Raw genomic sequence first — 20,699 nt, 5'->3', positions numbered from 1 at the left:
TATCGTTATGTCAGGGGCCGCGGCAATAATCGGCCCCCGGTTATGTCAGAGCGAAACCGCACGCCCCGTTGCCAGCGACTCCAGCGCTTTGTCGGCCAGATACAGCGCCCGCTCGCCGTCGACGCCGCTGCACTCGGGCTGGGTTCGCCCGTGCAGCACCTCGACGAAATGACGCCATTCCGCCGCGTAGGCATCGCGGTAACGCTGCAAGAAAAAGTGTTCCGGTTTGGCGGCGAGGCATCCCGCATCGCCCCAGTGTTCCACCTGATTTTCACGGATATTGCCCGCGCTCAGCACGCCGCGCTCGCCGTGCAGTTCCAGCCGCTGGTCGTAGCCGTAGCCGGAGCGGCGGCTGTTGACGATGGTGGCCATCGCGCCGGACGCGAATTTGAACACCACAAAAGCGGTATCGATGTCGCCGGCCGCGCCGATGGCCGGGTCCACCAGATTGCTGCCCTGCGCGAATACCGATACCGGCTCTTCGCCCATGATGAAACGCACCATGTCGAAATCGTGGATGGTCATGTCGCGGAACATGCCGCCGGACACGCTCACATACTCCGCCAGCGGCGGCGACGGGTCGCGGGAGATAATCATCAGCGACTCGGGCTTGCCGATGCATCCTTCGCCCGCCAGCGTTTTCACCCGGCGGAACTGCGGGTCGTAGCGACGGTTAAAGCCGACGAACAACGGCACCTGCTGCTGTTCCACCACCTTCAGGCAGTCGCGCACCCGGGCGATATCCAGGTGCACCGGCTTTTCGCAGAAGATGGCTTTGCCGTGGCGAGCGGCCAGCTCAATCAGGTCGGCGTGGGTATCGGTGGCGGAGGCGATCAGCACCGCGTGTACCGCCGGGTCGGCCATCGCCTCGTCGACGGTTTGCAGACGGGCCTGATACTTATCGGACAGCGCCCGGGCGTTGGCGAGGTTGGGGTCCACCACCGAATAGAGGCAGGTTTCCAGATGTTCGGCGATGTTGACGGCATGAACCTGGCCGATGCGGCCGGCGCCCAGTAAAGCAATGTTAAACATGGCTACTCCCTCGATACCGCGGGGTATCACTGGTTAGTTGTAGGGGTCAGGGTCTGTTCTGCTTGTTAGAGTAAAGACAATAAAACGTTTATTTCAATTTCAGTAAAACTGGAAATTATGTTTTTGCGCGCCAGGTAACATTTTGGTGACATATGAGCAAAATAGTGTTAGCACAATCACGAAACCGCGACCGGGTCGCCAGCGCGTTGCAGAACGAAAAAAAACGTAATCAAGGCATGGAATTAGTAAAGAAGGATGATGTAGCGCCTTACAGCTGGCGCATTGATAAAACGGCCAGCCGGCGTGCGGGCATCGCCGTTCAGCCGCTTATTGCCGCGAAGGAAAATGAAATAAATATTTCAATAGCCGTCTTTATCACGGTTTGTCACGGATTGCCTGTCGTCAGCCATTCGCCTAGCTTTTTTGAACACCACAGCGTTTTTGAAAACCCATCGTTTTTGAAAAACACATCGCTATCGATTTTCCTAAGTATCGGTTTTCCTAAAACGCCGTTGATCTTGATAATGATAACCATTACTATTAATGGAGTTACTGATTTTCGATAAAATTCACGCAATCGGATGAATCCCCGGGATATTGCATTAGCAAGTGACTGACAACCACGTGGCCGGGAATAAAATTATTGGAATGATTAGCCCGGTGTGGTAGTGAATATTTTTGGGCTGTCCATGGCAGGAAATGACGCAGAATGATTTCAAATCAATATATCAGCCGTATCTCTCTCAACCGCGATAAGGTGGAATCATTCGACCTTTATCCATTTTCTATTCCAGCTATTCATTCGTTTGACTTTATTGACCCGCACCCCAAGGTTACCTTTTTTATTGGCGAGAACGGCAGCGGAAAATCAACATTGTTGGAAGCGATTGCCGTTGCAATCGGGTTTAACCCCGAAGGCGGCACCCAAAATTTTAATTTCAGTACGCGGGCGTCGCACTCAAATCTATCCAGTTACCTGAGAATCGCCAAAGGCGTTAAACGTCCCCGCAATGGATTCTTCTTCCGCGCCGAGAGCTTTTTTAATCTGGCCTCCGAAATTGAACATCTTGATGCCGAACCGTCCTTTGGACCGCCGGTGATTAATTCCTATGGCGGCCACTCGTTACATGAGCAGTCGCACGGCGAGTCTTTTCTCTCATTAATGATGAACCGCTTTGGCAGCAAAGGGTTATACCTGCTTGACGAACCGGAAGCCGCGCTATCGCCGGCCAGGCAGTTGGCGATGCTCGCCAGAATGCATGACCTTATTCTGGATGATTCGCAGTTTATTATCGCCACCCATTCACCGATTCTTCTGGGCTACCCGGATGCATTAATTTATCAGTTTGATGGCGATAATATATCCCAGGTGAATTATAAAGACACCGATCACTATCAAATCACGCGTGCGTTCCTGAACAATCCTGAAAAAATGCTTCAGGAGTTAATGAATCAATAATAAAAAACCCATTAAAACCACTTAGTGCATTCAATTACCCATAAACCATTCATTCTCATTCTATCCATAAAAACATGGAGGAATATCGACAGTTAATTTTCAGGATAGCCATATAAGACCACACAAAATAGATTTAATTTAGTCCCTAAAAAGCCATGCTGCTGAGGACATCTTCAAAGGGATAACAGATGAACAATCTATCAGTAAAAAGAGTGTTATTTACTTCCACGCTATTAACCATGACCTTTTTTATCAAAAAATAAATATCGCCGATGGAGGTATCAATGCAAAATTGAGATACAAAAAAATGGTGTATACACAGACATTAACCGATCGGGCTATAGAAATTGAAGCGGTGAGTTATATAGCAGGAAAACCGGTATCACCGGGTCAGGCTCTCGTGCCAAAGCAATATGGCGCTTCCATCGTGAAAACAGCAGGTCAAGCCTTGCAGAGCGCCATGACCGCCTCATCAACGCATCGGCATGAAATAAAAATTTTACTGATTGCCGTGGCATCACAAAACAGGCTCTGGAAAAAACCGGTGCGGTAACGCCTGATGATGCTGTCATTTCGACGCTGATGCCGCGCCTGTCAGGCCAACGCCTGAAACGCGGTCAACCCGGCTAAAACGGTATAACCCGCCAAAAATGAATAAAACAGCATGAAGGGCTGCCATAAATCTAAATCTGCACTATTACTTTCTTATCAACTCAACATCATTTACCCGTCGTGCTTAAGGTTGCAGGCACGCAGCCCTTGCTGCAACCCGCCTTGCTTAGCGCATAAATTACTTAGGGCATAAATTGCTGCAGGCATAAAAAGGTCACTGATATGTTTCCGATATAGGGGATGGCGATGTTTGGATTATCAAAAGTGCTGAGCACAGAAGGAAAAAAGATTACGGCAGCGAAGGCAAGCACGTCAGAACATGATATGAACGCGATTAAGCAAAGCATTGCTTATATCGAATTTATGCCTGATGGCACCATTCTCTATGCCAACCCGATTTTTCTCGACCTGCTTGGATATACGCTGGATGAAATACAGGGCGAACATCATCGTATATTTTGCGACCCTCAATACGTGAGGTCGGAAAATTACCGTGAGTTCTGGCGACGGCTGGCCAACGGCGAATCTTTTTCCGGCGTATTCGACCGCTACAACAAACAGCATGACAAGTTCTTCCTGCGAGCCACCTATTTTCCGGTAAAAAACCGTAACGGCGAGGTGATTAAGGTTATCAAACTGGCGTCCGACATTACCCAGAATCATCAGGCGCTGGTGGACAAAGACGCCATTCTCTCCGCCCTGCACCGTTCACTGGCGGTGATTGAATTTACCCCGGAAGGGCACATCATCTGGGCCAACGATAACTTCCTGAAAACCATGGGCTATAGCCAGGAAGAAATACAAGGCCAGCACCACCGAATATTTTGCTACGACATCTTCTACCGGGAAAACCCGCGCTTCTGGGACAAGCTCAATAACGGCGAGTCGTTCGTCGGCCGTTTTGAGCGTAAAACCGCGCAGGATGAGCGGGTGTGGCTGGAAGCCAGCTATAACCCGATTCTCGATGCCCACGGACACGTCTACAAAGTGATAAAATTCGCGTCCGATATCACCACCCGGGTCGAAAACGCCAAGCGCATCGCGGACATTGCGGTGACCACCTCGGAACAAACCTCGCAAATCACCCATAATGCCAGCGAAGTGCTGACGGAAACGGTCAACAATGCCGAACGGATTACCACTCAGGTGCAATCGGCCTCGGAAATCGGCTCCCGCCTGCACGAGCATGCCAAAAACATCAGCGCGATGATCGGCACCATCGACGCCATCGCCTCCCAGACCAACATTCTGGCGCTTAATGCAGCGATTGAGGCCGCGCGGGCCGGCGAGTCCGGACGCGGCTTTTCCGTGGTGGCGGAAGAGGTGCGCAAACTGGCGCTCTCCACCTCAGCCGCGACGCAAAAAATCACCCATATGGTTGAAGATAATTCCCGGTTAATTGAGCAAATGTACCAGCAGTTGGATCAGATTAATCAGTTCTTAGGGGATGAGAGAGAGAAAATACACGACCTCTCGCGCGGCTTTAGCGAAATTAACAGCGGCGTATCCGCGTTTGTCGATGTAATACATCGCTTAAATGTGTAATTCCGGCCGGGCTTATTTTCATAATCGGCCAATTAATAATTTCCAGGCTATTATTTTTAAAACAATATAAATATTACCCGACGAAAAATACACCGCCGGTTTTTAATGCAATCTCTTTCCTGCCTGGGACATCAGCGCCTTCTTCTGACAAGAATGCGAGTTCGCTCGCATACGGAATACGATCATCGTGTCCACGCGACATTGAGGTATATATTAAGGTGTATAAATACACAGTCATCATATTGGTAAGGATCAGCTATGAATTACAACGTTCAGCATGTGGATAAACGCCATGCGGCTGGGTTCCATCTGGTAGGCCCATGGGAACAAACGGTGCCGCAAGGATTTGAGCAACTGATGAAATGGGTGGATGAACACGCGGTGCAGCCGCTGGAATGGGTTGCGGTTTATTACGGCAACCCGCAAGAAACGCCGCCTGAAAAACTGGAAGCGGATACCGTGGTAAGCGTATCCGCCGATTTTCATCTGCCCGCCGACGGCGAAGGGGCGATCACCACGGAAATCGCCGCAGGTCAGTACGCGATTGCCCGCGTGCGCGTATCCAACGACGATTTCGGCATGTCGTGGCAGGCATTTTTTGCCGCGTTACTCGGCGATGGTAAAACCATCGACCCAGCGCGCGCCTGTTTCGAAGTCTATCTTAATGACGGCTACAGCGACGGCTTCTGGGATATCGATATGCATATTCCGATTCAGTGACGGAAAACAGGTGGAATGCCCCGTCCTTCGCACGAGCCCGGCTACACCGTTCTCAGCGTTGCCGGGCCTGTGCATCGTCTGCGGCTATACAGGTCCTATGCCGCCTTGATAGCGGCATGGTGAATCTACGCCGGCGGCGCGAATCATTGCAGGACATCGTCGCCAAAAGGTTTGTCGGTCATCGGCCTTAATACTGTCGTGCTTTCGAACGCTGTAACCGCACCTCGCGCGCCGCCGCTTCAATCGCCGGCTTGTCCGCCACCTGCGCGGTGCCGGTATTCCACCAGGCGTCGTAACCGTGGGTCATGGTTTTCGGCAGCACCTTGATATCCAGCAGACAGGGGCCGGAGTGTGCCTGCGCCTCACGCAGCGCCTGCAGCAACGATGCCTCATCCCGCACCGTCCACGCCCGACAACCGTAGCTTTCGGCGTTGCGGGCGAAATCCACCGTCACCAGCGAGCCGGTTAGCTTGCCGCTGTCCCGGTCGCGCCGCCGGTTCTCGGTGCAAAAGCTGCCCATGCCCTGACTCATCTGCAAGTTGTTGATGCAGCCAAACCCGGCGTTGTCGAACAGCAGCACGGTTATCTTGATGCCTTCCTGCACCGCGGTTTGCAGCTCGCTGTGCAGCATCAGATAAGAACCGTCGCCCACCATCGCGTACACCGGCTGTCGCGGCGCCGCCAGCCGCGCGCCCACCGCCGCTGCGATCTCATAGCCCATGCAGGAATAACCGTACTCCAGATGGTAACTGTCCGGCGTTTTCACCTGCCACAGCCGTTGCAGGTCGCCGGGCAACGACCCGGCCGCGCCCACCACGATAGCGTCGTCTTCCAGCGCGTCGTTCAACAGCCCCAGTACGCGGGTTTGCGTTAGCCGGGTGCCCAGCGTTTCGCGGTACTCCGCCAGTTGCGCGTCCAGATGTCCGGCGATTTCCAGCCCCTGACCGTCTTCGTCGCGCCGGTCGAACAGACGCTGGCGTTCCCGTTGCCAGTCGAGGCTCGCCTGCGCGATCTCGTCCCCCCAGCCGCTGCGATAACCCTGAGCGTCCAGCGCCTGCGTCAGTTGCGTCAGCCCCTCGCGAGCGTCGGCGATCAGTGCGGTGGCATCCAGTTTGAACGCGTCGAACTCCGCCACGTTGAGCAGCAAAAATTCGACCTGCGGGTGGGTAAACAGCGATTTGGAAGCGGTGGTGAAGTCGGTCAGCCGGGTGCCGACGCCAATCACCAGGTCCGCCTGCGCCGCCAGCCGGTTGGCGGCCTGCCCGCCGGTGACGCCAATGCCACCGGCGTTAAGCGGGTGCGTCGATACCAGCGCACCCTTGCCCGCCTGGGTTTCGCCAAACGGCAGATTAAAGCGCTCGGCAAACTGCTGAAAAGCGTTGTGCGCGCCGGCATAACGCACCCCGCCGCCGCAAATCAACAGCGGGCGGCGTTTACGCGCCAGCAGTGCTGTCGCCTGCGCCAGCCGGGCGACGTCCGGCGGACGGCGTTCCAGATGATGCACACGGCGCTGGAAAAACGCCGCCGGATAATCCCAGGCTTCCGCCTGCACGTCCTGCGGCAGGCATAACGTCACCGTGCCGGTGTCTGCCGGATCGGTCAGCACCCGCATGGCATTGATCAGCGCGCTCATCAGTTGCTCCGGACGACTGATGCGATCCCAGTAGCGCGACACCGGCCGCAGGCAATCGTTGGTACTGATGGTCGCGTCGTGATACTGCTCGATTTGCTGCAACACCGGATCGGGCTGACGGCTGGCGAACAGATCCCCCGGCAGCAGCAACAGCGGAATGCGGTTGGCGGTGGCGGTGGCCGCCGCCGTCACCAGATTGGCGGACCCCGGCCCCACCGAGGTGGTCACCGCGTACACCCGCCGCCGCCGGTGCTGTTTGGCAAAGCCGACGGCGATGTGCGCCATGCCCTGCTCGTTACACCCCTGATGCACCTGCAGATGACCGGCATCCTGCTCCAGCGCCTGCCCGATGCCGAGCACGTTGCCGTGCCCGAAAATGGTCATCACCCCGGCAAACAGCGGCGTTTGCTCGCCGTCGACGTCAAGGTATTGCTGATTGAGAAACCGGACCAGCGCCTGCGCCATGGTCATTTTCAACGTGTCCATCGTTCTGCTCCCGCAAATCAGGTGGAATTACTCCAGCGTTGGCATCACAAAGCTACTGGCGTGCTGTTCCAGCCGCACGCTGGCCGGCCAGCGGCTGGTGACGGTTTTCATCCGGGTGTAGAAACGCACGCCGTCGTTGCCGTGTACGTTGAGCGGACCAAAAATGGAACGTTTCCAACCGCCGAAGCTGTGGAACGCCATCGGCACCGGGATCGGCACGTTAATCCCCACCATGCCCGCCTGCACCTCTTCGCTAAACTGACGGGCGGTTTCACCGTCGCGGGTGAAGATCGCCGTGCCGTTGCCGTATTCGTGCTGGTTGATCAGGGTCAGCGCGGTCTGATAATCCGGCACGCGCACCACCGACAGCACCGGGCCGAAAATTTCCTCCCGGTAGATCTGCATCTGCGGCGTCACATGGTCGAACAGCGTCGGGCCGACAAAATAGCCCCGCTCATGCCCCGGCACGCGAAGCCCGCGCCCATCGACCCGCAGCGTAGCGCCCTGATCGATACCGCTTTGAATATAGCCGGTAATCTTGTCGCGGTGCGCGGCCGAGATCACCGGTCCCATGTCGTTTTCTTTGCCGTCCGTCAGGCCGGGGCCGACGCGCATGGCGGCAACCTGCTGTTCCAGCCTGCGGCACAGCGCCTCGGCGGTGTCATCACCCACCGCCACCACCACCGACAGCGCCATGCAGCGCTCGCCCGCCGCACCAAACGCCGCGCCGAGAATGGCGCCGGCGGCCATCTCCATGTCGGCGTCCGGCATCAGAATGCAGTGGTTTTTGGCGCCGCCCAGCGCCTGACAGCGTTTGCCGTGGGCCGATGCGGTGTGGTAGATGTATTCCGCCACCGGCGTGGAGCCGACAAAACTCACCGCCTGCACGCGCGGGTCGGTCAGCAGCACGTCCACCGCTTCCTTGTCGCCCTGCACCACGTTAAATACGCCGTCCGGCAGGCCGGCCTCTTTCAGCAACGTCGCCAGCGACAGCGACAACGACGGATCCTTTTCCGACGGCTTGAGCACGAAGGTGTTGCCGGTCGCCAGCGCGATCGGGAACATCCACATCGGCACCATCGCCGGGAAATTGAACGGCGTGATCCCTACGCACACCCCCAGCGGCTGCATCAGCGAATGGCTGTCCACGCCGGTGCCGACGTTGGCGGAGTGCTCGCCTTTCTGCAAATGCGGGATACCGCAGGCGAACTCCACCACTTCCAGCCCGCGGGTCAGTTCGCCCACCGCATCGGAGTAGACTTTGCCGTGCTCTTCGGAAATCTGCCGCGCCAGCGTGCTCAGGTTGGCTTCCAGCAGGGCTTTGAAACGGAACAGGATGCGGGCGCGCCGTAGCGGCGAATGCTTCGCCCAGTCGGGAAACGCCGCCGCCGCCGCGCTGATGGCCTGTTTCACCTCGTCGGCGCTGCTCAGCGCCACCTGACGAATCTGTTCGCCGGTGGCCGGGTTGTACACCGGCGCGACGCGCGCGCTGTGGCTGGGCGCTCGCTCACCGTGAATGAAATTGGATACGGTTTCCATGGTTACACCTCTGCTGGGGTTTAGGGTGACAGATGGCTGATACCGCTTTACTGTATATGAAATAAAAATTCCATTTTAATAAGAAATAAAACAAATGTTGATTATTGTGATCCAGGATAGATTTTCCGGTAAACGGCAGGTAACCAGCATTTAACCGGCTTTCCATGCGGTTTCATCAGCCGGTAACGTCCAGAAAAACTGAATTATTCATTCTATTTTTCACCGAAAAAATGACAAATCGGTTTGAAATGCCGGTTCAACTCACTAGAATCGGATCAGCAGCATCCCGCCGGGATGACGGAGAACAACACTATGGCTATGGCGACCAGCCTGAGAGAATTACAGGAGCAAATCCGTGCGCGGTACGACTCCCTGAGCAAGCGTTTGCAGCAGGTGGCGCGTTATGTGCTGGATAATACCAACAGCGTGGCGTTCGACACCGTGGCGGTGATCGCCGAGCAGGCGGACGTACCGCCCTCCACGCTTATCCGCTTCGCCAACGCCTTCGATTTCAGCGGTTTCAATGAAATGAAACAGCTGTTCCGCATGAATCTGGTGGAGGAAACCGCCAGCTACACCGATCGGGCGCGCCTGTTTCGGGAGATGGAAGACACCGTGCCGGAACGCCCGCAGGACATCCTGCACGAGTTCGCCCGCTCCAACGCGCAGGCGATGCAGCAACTGGCCGCGCGCACCCAGCCGGAAGAGCTGGAAAAAGCGGTCGATTTGCTGGCACAGGCCGACACCATCTACATCGTCGGGCTGCGACGCTCGTTCAGCGTCGCCACCTACCTGTCCTACGCGCTGAGCCATCTGGAAAGCCGCCCGGTGCTGGTCAACGGGCTGGGCGGTATGTTCCGCGAGCAGTTGTGCCGCCTGAACGACAAAGACATTGTGGTATCGATCAGCTTCTCGCCGTATGCGCAGGAAACGGTGATGGTGAGCGAAATGGCCGCCAGCGCGGGCGCGCGCCAGATCGTGATCACCGACAGTCAGGTCAGCCCGCTGGCCACGCTCAGCGATGTGTGCTTTGTGGTGAAAGAAGCGCAGGTGGACGCCTTCCGCTCCCAGTCGGCCACGCTGTGTCTGGTGCAGTCGCTGATGGTGTCGCTGGCCTATCGCCAGGGCAACAGCCTGCGCCAGCGTGAAGAAGGCCAGAAAAGCGCCTGAACGCCGGGCATTGATTATTGATTCGGGAAGCCCCGTCGCTGCGCCGGGGCTTTTTCTTGTCGCGGCTTTTCTGTATCGCCGATTTATTTCACGCCTTATTTCCCTGCATTATTGCCGCGACAGCAAAAAACCTCTGCGTTTGTTCATCTTTTTCACAGCGTCGCACCTCGTGATAATCCACCGCCTTATTCCTGTGACAAACGAGGTCAATCATGGCAGTTCCTGCATTCGGGTTAGGTACGTTCCGCCTTAAAGACGAGGTAGTCATCGCTTCGGTCAACAACGCGCTGGCGCTGGGCTACCGCGCCATCGATACCGCGCAGATTTATGACAACGAAGCGGCGGTGGGTCAGGCGGTGGCGGAAAGCGGCGTGCCGCGCGGCGAGCTGTATCTCACCACCAAGATCTGGACCGAAAACCTGAGCCGGGAAAAACTGCTCCCCAGCCTGAAACAGAGCCTGAGCAAGCTGCGCACCGACTACGTGGATCTGACGCTGATCCACTGGCCGTCGCCCGGCCATGCAGTCAGCGTGGCGGAATCCATGCAGGCGCTGGTGGAAGCGAAACAGCAGGGGCTGACGCGCGAAATCGGCGTGTCCAACTTCACCATCGCGCTGATGCAGCAAGCCATTGACGCCGTCGGCGCCGGACAGATCGCCACCAACCAGATCGAGCTGTCGCCGTACCTGCAAAACCGCCGCGTAGCGGACTGGGCGCATGCACATGGCATCCACATCACCTCTTACATGACGCTGGCCTACGGCAACACGCTGAAAGATAAGGTGATTGGTACGATCGCCGCGAAGCATCAGGCCACGCCCGCGCAGGTGGTTCTGGCCTGGGCGCTGGCGCTGGGTTACGCCGTGATCCCCTCGTCGACAAAACGCGAGAACTTGCAGAGCAACCTGCTGGCGCCAACGCTGACGCTGGATGCCGACGACATGACGGCCATCGCCGCGCTGGATCGCAACGAGCGACTGGTCAGCCCGGACGGGCTGGCGCCGGAGTGGGATCGGTAATCAACCGTTGAAACGGTGGGGCGATCGACAATCAGCCCCACCGTTTTCTTACCACTTTCTTACCGCTACACCTGTTCTTACCGCTGCACCTGCTCGCTCAGAAAATCGATAAACGCCCGGATGCGGGTACTGACGGCGCGGTCGCTGTAATAGACCGCGCTGAACGGCATGGCGACCGGCAGGCGCTGGTCGGCGAGCAGTTCCACCAGTTCGCCGCGGGCGATCTCCCCATCAATCATGTAATCCGACAGACAAGCGATGCCGTTGCCCGTCAGGCTCAGTTGCTTGAGGGTTTCGCCGCTGTTGGACGACAGCCCCACCGCAATCTCATACAGTTGGCCGTCTGCGCGCGCCACCGGCCAGGTGTTGAGCGACACCGGCTCGGTAAACCCCAGGCAAAGATGCCGCGCCAGTTCATCCACATGCTGCGGCGCGCCGTGTTTCGCCACATAGTCCGGCGAGGCGACGATCTTGCGATAGCTGGTAAACAACGGGCGGGCGCGCAGGCTGGAGTCGGTGAGCGTCCCGGCGCGGATCGCCACATCGACCTTGCGCTCAATCAGATTGATAAACGTCTCCGACGACACCAACGACAGCGTCACCTCGGGGTAACGTTCACGAAACGGTTTGACCAGCGGCATCAACAAATGCAGCACCACCGGCGTAGCGGCGTCGATGCGCAACAGGCCGCGCGGCGTGCGGCGGGTTTCCATCAGTTCGGTTTCCGCCGCCGCCATCTCCTGTAGTATCTGCTGTACCCGGCGAAAATAGCGTTCGCCCTCTTCCGTCAGGCTCAGTTGCCGCGTGGTGCGGTTCAGCAGACTAACGCCCAGCTTCATTTCGAGTTTCTTCACCGCCCGGCTCACCGCCGAGTTCGCCAGCCCCAGCTGTTCCGCCGCCCGGCTGAAGCTGCCGCTTTCCACCACCGAGACAAAAATCGCCAGCTCTTCCGAGGTCGCCTTCATTTTTGCTTCTCCAGCAAAATTCCATTGAGATTTTAGCCATTTTTGTTATTTAAGCAGTTCTCCATACTGAGCGCCATTAATCAAACCCCGTTTTATGGAGATAATTATGCCGCTGGCGTTACTGGCTCTCACCATCAGTGCCTTTGCAATTGGCACCACCGAATTCGTGATTGTCGGCCTGGTGCCGACCATCGCCGACCAACTGGCGATCTCGCTGCCCTCGGCAGGACTGCTGGTTTCCATTTACGCGCTGGGCGTCGCCGTGGGCGCGCCGGTGCTGACCGCGCTCACCGGAACGCTACCGCGCAAACCGCTGCTGGTCGGGCTGATGGCGCTGTTCACCGCCGGCAACCTGCTGGCCTGGCTGGCCCCCAACTACGCCACGCTGGTAGCGGCGCGGCTGCTGACCGGGCTGGCGCATGGCGTGTTCTTCTCGATTGGCTCCACCATCGCCACCAGTCTGGTGCCGAAAGAGAAAGCCGCTTCGGCGATCGCCATCATGTTCGGCGGGCTGACCGTGGCGCTGGTGACCGGCGTACCGCTGGGCACCTTCATCGGCCAGCATGCCGGCTGGCGCGAAACCTTTCTGGCCGTGTCGGCGCTGGGCGTGATTTCACTGTTAAGCAGCCTGCTGCTGGTGCCGAACACCATCCCCGGCCGGGCCATCGCCAGCCTGAAAGCGCAGTTGCAGGTGCTGACCCACCCCAGACTGCTGATGATTTACGCGATTACCGCGCTGGGTTACGGCGGCGTGTTCACCGCCTTCACCTTTCTGGCGTCGATGATGCAGGATCTGGCAGGGTTTAGCCCCTCCGCCGTCAGCTGGATTCTGCTGGGTTATGGCGTGTCGGTGGCGATTGGCAATCTCTGGGGCGGGAAACTGGCGGATCGCCACGGCGCGGTGCCGGCGCTGACATTTATCTTCGCGGCGCTGGCGCTGTTGCTGCTGGTGTTCCAGTTCACGGCATCCATCCAGTACGCCGCGCTGGCGACGGTGCTGGCGATGGGGGTGTTCGCGTTCGGCAATGTGCCGGGCCTGCAGGTCTATGTGGTTCAGAAAGCCGAACAGTATGCGCCCCATGCGGTGGACGTCGCGTCCGGTTTGAACATTGCGGCGTTTAACGTCGGCATTGCGCTGGGGTCGGTGATCGGCGGGCAGACGGTCGCCCGCGGCGGACTGGCGCAAACGCCGTGGATCGGCGCGGTGATTGTGGCCGTCGCGCTACTGTTGATCACCCTGAGCGGCCGGCTGGACAGACAACCCCGTCCGCTGCTGGACTGAAAAAACAGGCTACGCCGGGGACGATGCTCCCCGGCATTTTCCGCTATCCCCGCGAGTTCATATTCTCCAGCGTGAAAGCACGCCCCGTCTGTTGGCTCCGGCAGGCGAACAGGTAACCCGCCAGCGCGATCCCTACCACCGCCCACGGAATAAAGAACACCAGCTGTGACGAGGAACCGCTCAGCACATCCATGTTGTCGCTCACCATCAGCAACGCCACGCCCATCGATACCGCCGAGCACAGCGGCGCCCACAGGCGACTCCAGGCCGACACCGGATAATGAGGCGCGCGACGAAAGAACATCACCACCGCCAGCGATACCCCGCCCTGCAACAGCAGGATCGCCATCGTCGCCACCGCGGAACCCCAGGCGAAAATATGCATCATCGGGTCCGCGCCGCCGGCCGTCAGCGCCAGTAATAACGCCAGCATCATCAGCGTCTGCACCAGACTGGCGATGTAAGGCGTCCCTTTGCCGCTCCGCACCTGCGCCATTTTCGACCACAGAACCCCGTCGCGGCTGATGCTGAACAGGTAGCGGGAAATGTTGTTGTGGAACGCCTGCGCGGCGGCGAACAGGCTGGTGATCAGCAGCAACGACATCACCTGTTCCGACCACGGCCCCAGCAGGCGGCTGGCGACGTCAAACACGAACCGGCCCGGATTGTTGAGCGCCTGCTCCCGCACCTGCTCCAGCCCGTACGCCTGCACCATCGCCCAACTGGTCAGCGCAAAAAACAGCGTGATCAGCACCACCGCCATCAGGGTGGCGCGGGGAATGGTTTTGGCCGGTTCCCGGCACTCTTCGCCGTAGATGGCGGTGGATTCGAAACCGATGAAGGCGGCGATGGTGAACACCAGCGCAATGCCGAGGTTGCCCTGCTGGACCACCGACGGCGTAAAAGAGGCGAAAGTCAGCGGCTGTGGCCCGTGCGACCACAGGATCGCGATATCGGTCAACAGCACGATGCCCACCTCCAGTAGCATCAGGATGCCCAACACCTTGCCGCCGATCTCCACGCTTTCGATCCCCAGATAGCAGATCACCAGCAACATCGCGCCGCTGTAAGCCCACCAGGGCAAATTGACGCCGAGATGATCCTGCACGTACATCTGGCTGAAAAAGCCGAACAGCGCCACCACCGCGATCTGAATGGCGAAATAGGCCAGTAGCGCCACCGTCAGCGCGCTCACGCCGGTGCGTTGCCCCAGCCCCAGCGCGATGTAACTGTAAAACGCGCCGGCGTTGGTCACGTAACGGCTCATGGCGATATACCCAAACGAGAACACCAGCAGAATCGCCCCGGCCAGCACATACATGGCGGGAATCCCGGCGCCGTTGCCCGCCGACATCGCCACCGGCAGCCCGCCGATCACCCCGGTCAACGGCGACGCGGCTGCAACCACGAAAAACACTAACGACCACAGCCCCAGGCTGTTCTTTTTCAGTTGATTCTCTTTCATTTTGGCCCTCGCGATCGCGCACCGGGTTGAAGACGGGCGAACACGGCCGCCGCCTGGCGGCCTGTTCACAGCCTATGGTTGCTTACAGACAGGCCCGATACAGGGCCTCCACCTCATCCCGCGTGGCGATGCGCGGGTTCTGCTGCAGGCTGAACCCCATCGTCTGCACGCAGTTGTCCGCCATCCACGGGATATCTTTCTCATCCACGCCCAGATCGCGCAGCGTGAAGTTCAGCGCCAGCGTCCCCAGTAATTGCCGGATCAGCACCACGCTGTGCCGGGCCTGCGCCTCTTCGCTCAAGGCCGCGACGTCGTCGCTCATCGCCCGCGCCACCGCGGCGAACCCGGCCACGTTGTCGCGCCAGGAGAACTCCATCAGCGCCGGGTAGAGCGCCGCCAGCCCCTGACCGTGGGTGATGTTGTACAGCCCGCTCAGCGGGTGCTCCATCGCATGCGGCAACCCGCAGGCCGACAATCCGATCGCCATACCGCCGAGGGTGTTGGCCCAGCACACCTGATCCCAGGCGTCCAGATCGCCGGCGTCGCGCCAGACACGCGGCAGATAGCGCGCCAGCAGGCCGATGGCTTCCCGGCTCATGATCGCGCTCATCGGCTGGACATAGCGCCCGACCAGCGCTTCGATGTTGTGGCTCATGGCGTCAAAACCGGTAGAGGCCACCATCGCCGGGGTTTGGGTCACCATCAGCGTCGGATCGATGATGGCGGTGCGGGCGAACAGCGCCGGGCTGACGAACACCAGTTTGTCGTGGGTCGCCGGGTTGGTGACCACCGCCACGCAGTTGCCTTCGCTGCCGGTGCCCGCCGTGGTGGTCATCAGCACCAGCGGCAGCGCCTCGCCCGCCGGAGCGGAGGCCGACAGGTAATCGACCACCGACCCAGTATGTTTCGCCATGAACGCGATGGCTTTGGCGGCGTCCATCACGCTGCCGCCGCCGACCCCCAGCACCACGTCGCACTGGTGCATGCGCGCCAGCCGCGCGCCGTCGTCCACCGTGGTGCTGAGCGGGTTGGATTCGATGCGTTCAAACAGAAAGCAGGTCACGCCGCTGGCGGCCAGCGCATCGGTCACCCGATCCAACAGACCGGTTTTGCGGCAACTGGTGGTGCCGGTCACCAGCAGCACCTTGCGCCCCAGCTGCGCGACCTCCTGCCCCACCCGTTTCGACTCGCCGCGGCCAAAGCACAGCTTGACCGGTTGCAGATAAGAGAAGTTCATCACTCGCTCCTCACGCCGGCGTCGCCGACGGAGCGGCGGCCTTCACCTGCTCGACCACCTGCGCCACCGAGGACTCAAAGGCATCCAGCGCGTAATCCAGTTCCTCGTCGGTGATGGTCAGCGGCGGCAGGAAGCGGAACACCGCCAGATTATTGATGGTGAAATTCACCTGAATGCGCCATTTCTCCACCATCAGGCCGGCGATGGGCGCGGAGTAGTAGTCGCCGAACGTCGCGCGCTGCGCTTCCGGCATCGGGCAGAATTCCATGCCGATCATCAGCCCTTTGCCGCGCACCTCGCGGATCACGCCGGGGTAACGCGCCTGTACTTCGCGCAGCCGCTGCATCATGCGCGCGCCCTTGTGTTCCGCCATGCCGCACAGGTCGTGCTCCACGATGAACTGCAACGCGCCCAGCGCCGCCGCGGCGCTGAGGGTGTTTTCCTGATAGGTGGCGGTGTGGTGATAACAGGTTTCGATGGTGCCGTAAGCCGCTTCGTACAATGCTTCGGTACAGAGATAACCGCCGAACGGCACCAGCCCGCCGGACAACCCCTTGGCGAACACGATGCAATCCGGCACCACGTCTTCGTGCTCGCAGCACCAGAATTTACCGGTACGCGCCGCGCCGCACTGGATTTCATCCAGTACCAACAGCGTGTCGTAACGGTCGCACAGCTCGCGAGCCGCTTTCAGATACCCCGCAGGCGGCACCAAAATGCCGCCTTCGCCCTGAATCGGCTCCACCACAAACGCCTTGTACTTGCCGGTAGCCAGCGCCGCCGCGAGTTCGTCGACCGAACCGTAGGTCACGTGGTCGATGTTGCCGAGCGTCGGCTGTTGACCGAAGCGCCATTTGTCCTTGCCGCCCAGCGACACCGCGCCGGAGGTCTTGCCGTGAAACGCGCCCAGCGTCGCCAGCAGGTGGGTTTTCTCCGGTTTATGACGGGTGCCGAGTTTCACCAGTTTGATCATGCCTTCGATGGCTTCCGCGCCGCCGGTGGCGGTGCCCATCTTGGTGAGTTTGCCCTGCGGCGACAGCAGCGCCATGTTGTGCGCCAGCGCCGCCGCGACGTTGTGGTAAGAGATGGCGCCCATCATGAACAGGCGGTTGTCGAAACACTTCTGCAGGCAGGACCAGACAAACTCGTTGTTGTTGCCGACCGTCACCACGCCGACCGCGCCGATCATGTCCAGATGCTTGTCGCCGTTGTCGTCGATAAAGGTGCTGCCTTCCGCCCGTACGAAATACTTGGCGTGCCCGTCCAGCGACCGCATGCGGTTCAGGTGGGTCAGTTGCAACTCCCGCGTTGTTTTGCCATCCAGCGCGATAGCATCGTCAATGGTATAGAACCCCGGTACTACCTTTTTTGCATCCGCCATAACACCCTCGCTCAACTCTGATTGATGAAGAAAAGAAACACGTTCCGTGAGCTGTTTATAGCGGGACGGCGGGGCGGGAAAATAGAACAAATCGGCACAGGCCACGGTGCAGAACCGGCGTTGTTTTGGTGCAATTTCGCACTAAAAAAAGGCAACGAACGCGAACGGCCCGTCCGCAGCGCAGCCAGCCGGACATGCCCGTCGATCCGGTATCTCAGAGGGAGGTGAACATCAAGGGATGGCACGCCGTACGCACTGGCGAAAACGTCAACACTGCCGGATGCGGTGCTGATAACGGATAGCCTGAATCCCCGCCAGATAGGCTTTGGGCGAACAGGAAGCGAAATCCTTGAATTCGCGCAGGAAATGCGACTGGTCGGCATAGCCGAGCCGCTGGGCCAGCATCGCCATGTTCTGCGCGTCGCCCTGATTAAGCAGCGACAGCGCGCGCTGAAAGCGGATAGTGCGGCAAAACGCCTTGGTGGACATGCCGCAGTGGTCGTGAAACAAACGGTGGATATAACGGGCGGAATAGAGGGTTTTCCGTTCCAGCTGTTCGACCCGGATCACCCCGTCGTGCGCCATGATCAAATCGATCATCTGCAGCAGCAACGGCGGGGAAACCCGATCCATCTGGCGGGAAAAATAGCTCAGAAACAGCGACACCTGCTCACCGAAATCCCGGCTGTCGGCCAGCCGCTCCACCAGCCGCCCGGCGCCGGGCGCCGCGTCATGAAACGCGATCTCCTGCCCGGCCAGCTCGCCGGCGGACAGATCCAGAAACGCCGGCATCACGCCCGGCATGAAGCGTACGCCGAAATAACGTTCGCCGGGGCTGAGCCGGGTCGCCTGCGCCGCCTCGGTGCTGCCGCATACCCGCCCAAACGGCGCGTTGCCACTGATGTTGAACAGGATATCGACGCTGCCGTCCGGCACCGCCAGCGTCACCGGCTGTTCTCTGGCGACGGAAAAGCAGTAAAAATGCGCGATCGGCGAGTCGATAAGCGCCTTTTTCAGATAGTCTTCGGCGGCATTGATCACAAACCAGGGCTGCAGCGGCCTGACCGCCGGCGACATTGAACCGGTACGCATACCCTTCTCCTGTTGCGCGTTTCTTTCGAATCAGCAATTTTTGCGCCAGAACCGGAAAAACGCCGCGGCCGGCGACCGGAAAAAAGTCCCGTGTCGCGGCACGAAATGATACTCTTGCAACCACAGGTCAAATGACGTCTTGTCAGGCGGTAGACAGTACAACGATCCCATGAACGGAAAGAGTGATATGAGTAAAATTCGGGTTGGCGTGGTTTTTGGTGGTAAATCCTCTGAGCACGAAGTGTCACTGCAGTCCGCAAAAAACATTGTGGACGCCATTGATAAAACGCGGTTCGATGTGGTGTTGCTGGGCATCGACAAGCAAGGGGAATGGCACGTCAACGACGCCTCCAACTACCTGCTCAACGCCGACAACCCGGCGCTGATCGCCTTAAACCGATCCAGTCAGAATGTGGCGCTGATTCCGGGGCAAACCCACCATCAGTTGATCGACACCGCCAGCGCCAGCGCGCTGTCGCAGATTGACGTCATTTTCCCGATCGTTCACGGCACGCTGGGCGAAGACGGTTCGTTGCAGGGGTTGCTGCGCATGGCGAACATTCCGTTTATCGGCAGCAGCGTGCTGGGTTCCGCCGTCAGCATGGACAAAGACGTCACCAAGCGGTTGCTGCGCGACGCCGGCCTGCAGGTAGCGCCGTTCGTCACCCTAACCCGCGCCAACCGCGCCCGCCATCCCTATGACAGCGTGACGGCGCAACTGGGTCTGCCGCTGTTCGTCAAACCGGCCAATCAGGGATCTTCCGTCGGCGTGAGCAAAGTACGTAATCAGGCGGAATTCGAGCGGGCGGTGGATCTGGCGTTCCGTTACGACCACAAAGTGCTGGTGGAGTCGGCGATCGTCGGTCGTGAAATCGAATGTGCGGTGCTGGGCAACGACTACCCGAAAGCCAGCGTCTGCGGCGAAATCGTGCTGCACGACGAGTTTTACTCCTACGACACCAAATACATCAACGAAGACGGCGCGGCGGTAGCGATTCCGGCGGCGATGGACGACGAGGTGCACCAGCATATCCGCGATATCGCCCTGCGGGCGTTCCAGACGCTGGACTGCCAGGGCATGGCGCGGGTAGACGTGTTCCTGACGCCGGACCAGCAGGTGATTGTCAACGAGGTCAACACCCTGCCCGGTTTCACCAACATCAGCATGTACCCGAAACTGTGGGAGGCCAGTGGGCTTGGCTATACCGCTCTGATCACCCAATTGATTGAACTGGCGCTGGAGCGCCACGCGCAGGACAGCAATCTGCAAAGCTCGGTGCGCGAATGACGCGCAAGTGATGGATGCGCTCCGGCGCGCGCGCGGCGCATACCGGAGCGTGTTGCTCAGATGCGGCTGAGGGCCGCGAAGGCATCAACGGTCATCGACGGCTGGAAATCGATCACCTCGTAGTTGGCCACCGCCTGAAACGGATCCTGCTTTAAAAAATCATCCAGCTCTTCCCGTCCGACGCTCTTAGCCAGAATCACTCCCCCGGTACGCGGATTTTTGCGCCCGGACGCCACAAACACACCTTGTTCATATCCCCGTTTCAGCCAGGTCACGTGCCTTTCCAGCAAGTTTTCTACTTCATCCAGCGGCGCGTTGTACGTCAAACTTATGATATACATGGTTATTCTCTTCGTTATAAGTCGGCATTCGGCCAGCGCCCTTGCTGCAACACCACCCGGTAACCGTCGGGATCACGGAAAGTTTTGCCCTGCCGCTCCCAGTAAGGATTAAATGACGCCACCACGCTGAATCCGGCCTGCACCATGCGATCGCAGGACGCCTGCCACCCCTCATGGTCGGAAACGTACAGCACCAGTAAATCGTCTTCCGTCGGCGCCGGCATGACCGGATGAGTATGACAAACGGTAAACTCAAGGTGCCAGGCCAGCCCCTGCCGACCCAGCATAACACCACTGAAGCCGTCGTGTTGCGCAAACGAGCCTAATTTCTGCAACCCTAGCCCATCACGGTACATCCGCTCGCTTCGTTGCAGATCCGTTACCGGCCGCGCCACGCGTAATGTGGTCATACGTCATTCCTTTCTGATGGCTG

19 protein-coding genes and 1 pseudogene are annotated in these 20,699 nt (G+C 58.9%); 10 read left to right on the top strand and 10 right to left on the bottom strand.

Annotated elements, in window-relative coordinates:
• Positions 1–45: 45 nt before the first annotated feature.
• Complete coding sequence (iolG, locus tag DDA898_RS04105) at positions 46–1,032, bottom strand: inositol 2-dehydrogenase (RefSeq protein WP_038910291.1); 987 nt, start codon at positions 1,030–1,032, stop codon at positions 46–48.
• Positions 1,033–1,184: 152 nt separating this feature from the next.
• Here iolG and DDA898_RS04100 point away from each other — a divergent pair, with 152 nt between their 5' ends.
• From DDA898_RS04100 to sbmC, 6 genes and pseudogenes are all read left to right on the top strand, one after another.
• Positions 1,185–1,598, top strand: coding sequence for a hypothetical protein (locus DDA898_RS04100; protein ID WP_038910289.1), 414 nt, complete (start codon positions 1,185–1,187; stop codon positions 1,596–1,598).
• A gap of 143 nt (positions 1,599–1,741) precedes the next feature.
• The gene (locus DDA898_RS04095) at positions 1,742–2,491 is read left to right on the top strand and encodes an AAA family ATPase (RefSeq protein WP_038910288.1); all 750 of its coding nucleotides are present in this window, start codon (positions 1,742–1,744) and stop codon (positions 2,489–2,491) included.
• Between the two features lie 307 nt (positions 2,492–2,798).
• On the top strand, positions 2,799–3,044 hold the full coding sequence (locus tag DDA898_RS23020; RefSeq protein WP_152490666.1) for a hypothetical protein: 246 nt from the start codon (positions 2,799–2,801) through the stop codon (positions 3,042–3,044).
• 299 nt (positions 3,045–3,343) lie between these two features.
• Positions 3,344–4,126 (top strand): annotated as a pseudogene (locus DDA898_RS23955) (PAS domain-containing protein); the annotation flags it as partial.
• 30 nt (positions 4,127–4,156) lie between these two features.
• Positions 4,157–4,648: a methyl-accepting chemotaxis protein gene (locus tag DDA898_RS23950; protein WP_414104292.1), complete on the top strand. Its 492-nt coding sequence runs from the start codon at positions 4,157–4,159 to the stop codon at positions 4,646–4,648.
• A gap of 258 nt (positions 4,649–4,906) precedes the next feature.
• Complete coding sequence (sbmC, locus tag DDA898_RS04085) at positions 4,907–5,368, top strand: DNA gyrase inhibitor SbmC (protein WP_038910287.1); 462 nt, start codon at positions 4,907–4,909, stop codon at positions 5,366–5,368.
• 187 nt (positions 5,369–5,555) lie between these two features.
• Here the strand turns inward: sbmC and iolD are convergent, their stop codons facing one another.
• The gene (iolD, locus tag DDA898_RS04080) at positions 5,556–7,487 is read right to left on the bottom strand and encodes a 3D-(3,5/4)-trihydroxycyclohexane-1,2-dione acylhydrolase (decyclizing) (RefSeq protein ID WP_038900350.1); all 1,932 of its coding nucleotides are present in this window, start codon (positions 7,485–7,487) and stop codon (positions 5,556–5,558) included.
• A gap of 27 nt (positions 7,488–7,514) precedes the next feature.
• Positions 7,515–9,026 (bottom strand): CoA-acylating methylmalonate-semialdehyde dehydrogenase, encoded by a 1,512-nt coding sequence (locus DDA898_RS04075; protein WP_038910286.1) that lies wholly within the window; start codon positions 9,024–9,026, stop codon positions 7,515–7,517.
• Positions 9,027–9,338: 312 nt separating this feature from the next.
• On the opposite strand from DDA898_RS04075, the gene DDA898_RS04070 reads away from it, so the two are divergent.
• The gene (locus DDA898_RS04070) at positions 9,339–10,196 is read left to right on the top strand and encodes a MurR/RpiR family transcriptional regulator (RefSeq protein ID WP_038900348.1); all 858 of its coding nucleotides are present in this window, start codon (positions 9,339–9,341) and stop codon (positions 10,194–10,196) included.
• Positions 10,197–10,408: 212 nt separating this feature from the next.
• A complete protein-coding gene (gene dkgB, locus DDA898_RS04065) occupies positions 10,409–11,215 on the top strand; it encodes a 2,5-didehydrogluconate reductase DkgB (RefSeq protein ID WP_038910285.1) in 807 nt (268 codons plus the stop codon).
• Positions 11,216–11,292: 77 nt separating this feature from the next.
• Here the strand turns inward: dkgB and yafC are convergent, their stop codons facing one another.
• A complete protein-coding gene (gene yafC, locus DDA898_RS04060; RefSeq protein WP_013316442.1) occupies positions 11,293–12,180 on the bottom strand; it encodes a DNA-binding transcriptional regulator YafC in 888 nt (295 codons plus the stop codon).
• Positions 12,181–12,286: 106 nt separating this feature from the next.
• On the opposite strand from yafC, the gene DDA898_RS04055 reads away from it, so the two are divergent.
• On the top strand, positions 12,287–13,462 hold the full coding sequence (locus DDA898_RS04055; protein WP_023637610.1) for an MFS transporter: 1,176 nt from the start codon (positions 12,287–12,289) through the stop codon (positions 13,460–13,462).
• 43 nt (positions 13,463–13,505) lie between these two features.
• On the opposite strand, the gene DDA898_RS04050 is transcribed toward DDA898_RS04055, so the two are convergent.
• The 4 genes from DDA898_RS04050 to DDA898_RS04035 form a co-directional block, all read right to left on the bottom strand.
• Positions 13,506–14,927 carry an APC family permease gene (locus tag DDA898_RS04050; protein WP_050570183.1) on the bottom strand — a complete coding sequence of 474 codons (1,422 nt, stop codon included), beginning with the start codon at positions 14,925–14,927 and terminating at the stop codon, positions 13,506–13,508.
• Positions 14,928–15,009: 82 nt separating this feature from the next.
• Positions 15,010–16,164 (bottom strand): iron-containing alcohol dehydrogenase, encoded by a 1,155-nt coding sequence (locus DDA898_RS04045; RefSeq protein WP_033111605.1) that lies wholly within the window; start codon positions 16,162–16,164, stop codon positions 15,010–15,012.
• Between the two features lie 10 nt (positions 16,165–16,174).
• On the bottom strand, positions 16,175–17,545 hold the full coding sequence (locus DDA898_RS04040; protein ID WP_038910284.1) for an aspartate aminotransferase family protein: 1,371 nt from the start codon (positions 17,543–17,545) through the stop codon (positions 16,175–16,177).
• 267 nt (positions 17,546–17,812) lie between these two features.
• Positions 17,813–18,637: a helix-turn-helix domain-containing protein gene (locus DDA898_RS04035; protein ID WP_038910283.1), complete on the bottom strand. Its 825-nt coding sequence runs from the start codon at positions 18,635–18,637 to the stop codon at positions 17,813–17,815.
• A gap of 187 nt (positions 18,638–18,824) precedes the next feature.
• Between DDA898_RS04035 and ddlA the strand changes: the two genes are divergently transcribed.
• Positions 18,825–19,925 carry a D-alanine--D-alanine ligase gene (gene ddlA / locus DDA898_RS04030; protein ID WP_038910282.1) on the top strand — a complete coding sequence of 367 codons (1,101 nt, stop codon included), beginning with the start codon at positions 18,825–18,827 and terminating at the stop codon, positions 19,923–19,925.
• Between the two features lie 56 nt (positions 19,926–19,981).
• On the opposite strand, the gene DDA898_RS04025 is transcribed toward ddlA, so the two are convergent.
• Both DDA898_RS04025 and DDA898_RS04020 read right to left on the bottom strand, forming a co-directional pair.
• On the bottom strand, positions 19,982–20,266 hold the full coding sequence (locus tag DDA898_RS04025) for a YciI family protein (protein ID WP_013316435.1): 285 nt from the start codon (positions 20,264–20,266) through the stop codon (positions 19,982–19,984).
• A gap of 14 nt (positions 20,267–20,280) precedes the next feature.
• Positions 20,281–20,676, bottom strand: coding sequence for a VOC family protein (locus DDA898_RS04020; protein ID WP_013316434.1), 396 nt, complete (start codon positions 20,674–20,676; stop codon positions 20,281–20,283).
• Between the last annotated feature and the right edge of the window lie 23 nt (positions 20,677–20,699).

Origin of the sequence: Dickeya dadantii NCPPB 898, from assembly GCF_000406145.1 — a bacterium.
GTDB lineage: Bacteria > Pseudomonadota > Gammaproteobacteria > Enterobacterales > Enterobacteriaceae > Dickeya > Dickeya dadantii.
The sequence above is the reverse complement of the archived record's forward strand: the minus strand, read 5'-3'. Positions and strand labels throughout refer to the sequence as shown.

Excerpts from the sequence above, each read along its gene's own strand:
- DDA898_RS04035 (WP_038910283.1), bottom strand. The coding sequence starts at position 18,637 with ATGCGTACCGGTTCAATGTCGCCGGCGGTCAGGCCGCTGCAGCCCTGG.
- DDA898_RS04025 (WP_013316435.1), bottom strand. The coding sequence starts at position 20,266 with ATGTATATCATAAGTTTGACGTACAACGCGCCGCTGGATGAAGTAGAA.
- yafC (WP_013316442.1), bottom strand. The coding sequence starts at position 12,180 with ATGAAGGCGACCTCGGAAGAGCTGGCGATTTTTGTCTCGGTGGTGGAA.
- DDA898_RS23020 (WP_152490666.1), top strand. The coding sequence starts at position 2,799 with ATGGTGTATACACAGACATTAACCGATCGGGCTATAGAAATTGAAGCG.
- iolG (WP_038910291.1), bottom strand. The coding sequence starts at position 1,032 with ATGTTTAACATTGCTTTACTGGGCGCCGGCCGCATCGGCCAGGTTCAT.
- DDA898_RS04075 (WP_038910286.1), bottom strand. The coding sequence starts at position 9,026 with ATGGAAACCGTATCCAATTTCATTCACGGTGAGCGAGCGCCCAGCCAC.
- DDA898_RS04055 (WP_023637610.1), top strand. The coding sequence starts at position 12,287 with ATGCCGCTGGCGTTACTGGCTCTCACCATCAGTGCCTTTGCAATTGGC.
- sbmC (WP_038910287.1), top strand. The coding sequence starts at position 4,907 with ATGAATTACAACGTTCAGCATGTGGATAAACGCCATGCGGCTGGGTTC.
- dkgB (WP_038910285.1), top strand. The coding sequence starts at position 10,409 with ATGGCAGTTCCTGCATTCGGGTTAGGTACGTTCCGCCTTAAAGACGAG.
- DDA898_RS04100 (WP_038910289.1), top strand. The coding sequence starts at position 1,185 with ATGAGCAAAATAGTGTTAGCACAATCACGAAACCGCGACCGGGTCGCC.
- DDA898_RS04070 (WP_038900348.1), top strand. The coding sequence starts at position 9,339 with ATGGCTATGGCGACCAGCCTGAGAGAATTACAGGAGCAAATCCGTGCG.
- DDA898_RS04050 (WP_050570183.1), bottom strand. The coding sequence starts at position 14,927 with ATGAAAGAGAATCAACTGAAAAAGAACAGCCTGGGGCTGTGGTCGTTA.
- DDA898_RS04045 (WP_033111605.1), bottom strand. The coding sequence starts at position 16,164 with ATGAACTTCTCTTATCTGCAACCGGTCAAGCTGTGCTTTGGCCGCGGC.
- ddlA (WP_038910282.1), top strand. The coding sequence starts at position 18,825 with ATGAGTAAAATTCGGGTTGGCGTGGTTTTTGGTGGTAAATCCTCTGAG.
- iolD (WP_038900350.1), bottom strand. The coding sequence starts at position 7,487 with ATGGACACGTTGAAAATGACCATGGCGCAGGCGCTGGTCCGGTTTCTC.
- DDA898_RS04020 (WP_013316434.1), bottom strand. The coding sequence starts at position 20,676 with ATGACCACATTACGCGTGGCGCGGCCGGTAACGGATCTGCAACGAAGC.
- DDA898_RS04095 (WP_038910288.1), top strand. The coding sequence starts at position 1,742 with ATGATTTCAAATCAATATATCAGCCGTATCTCTCTCAACCGCGATAAG.
- DDA898_RS04040 (WP_038910284.1), bottom strand. The coding sequence starts at position 17,545 with ATGGCGGATGCAAAAAAGGTAGTACCGGGGTTCTATACCATTGACGAT.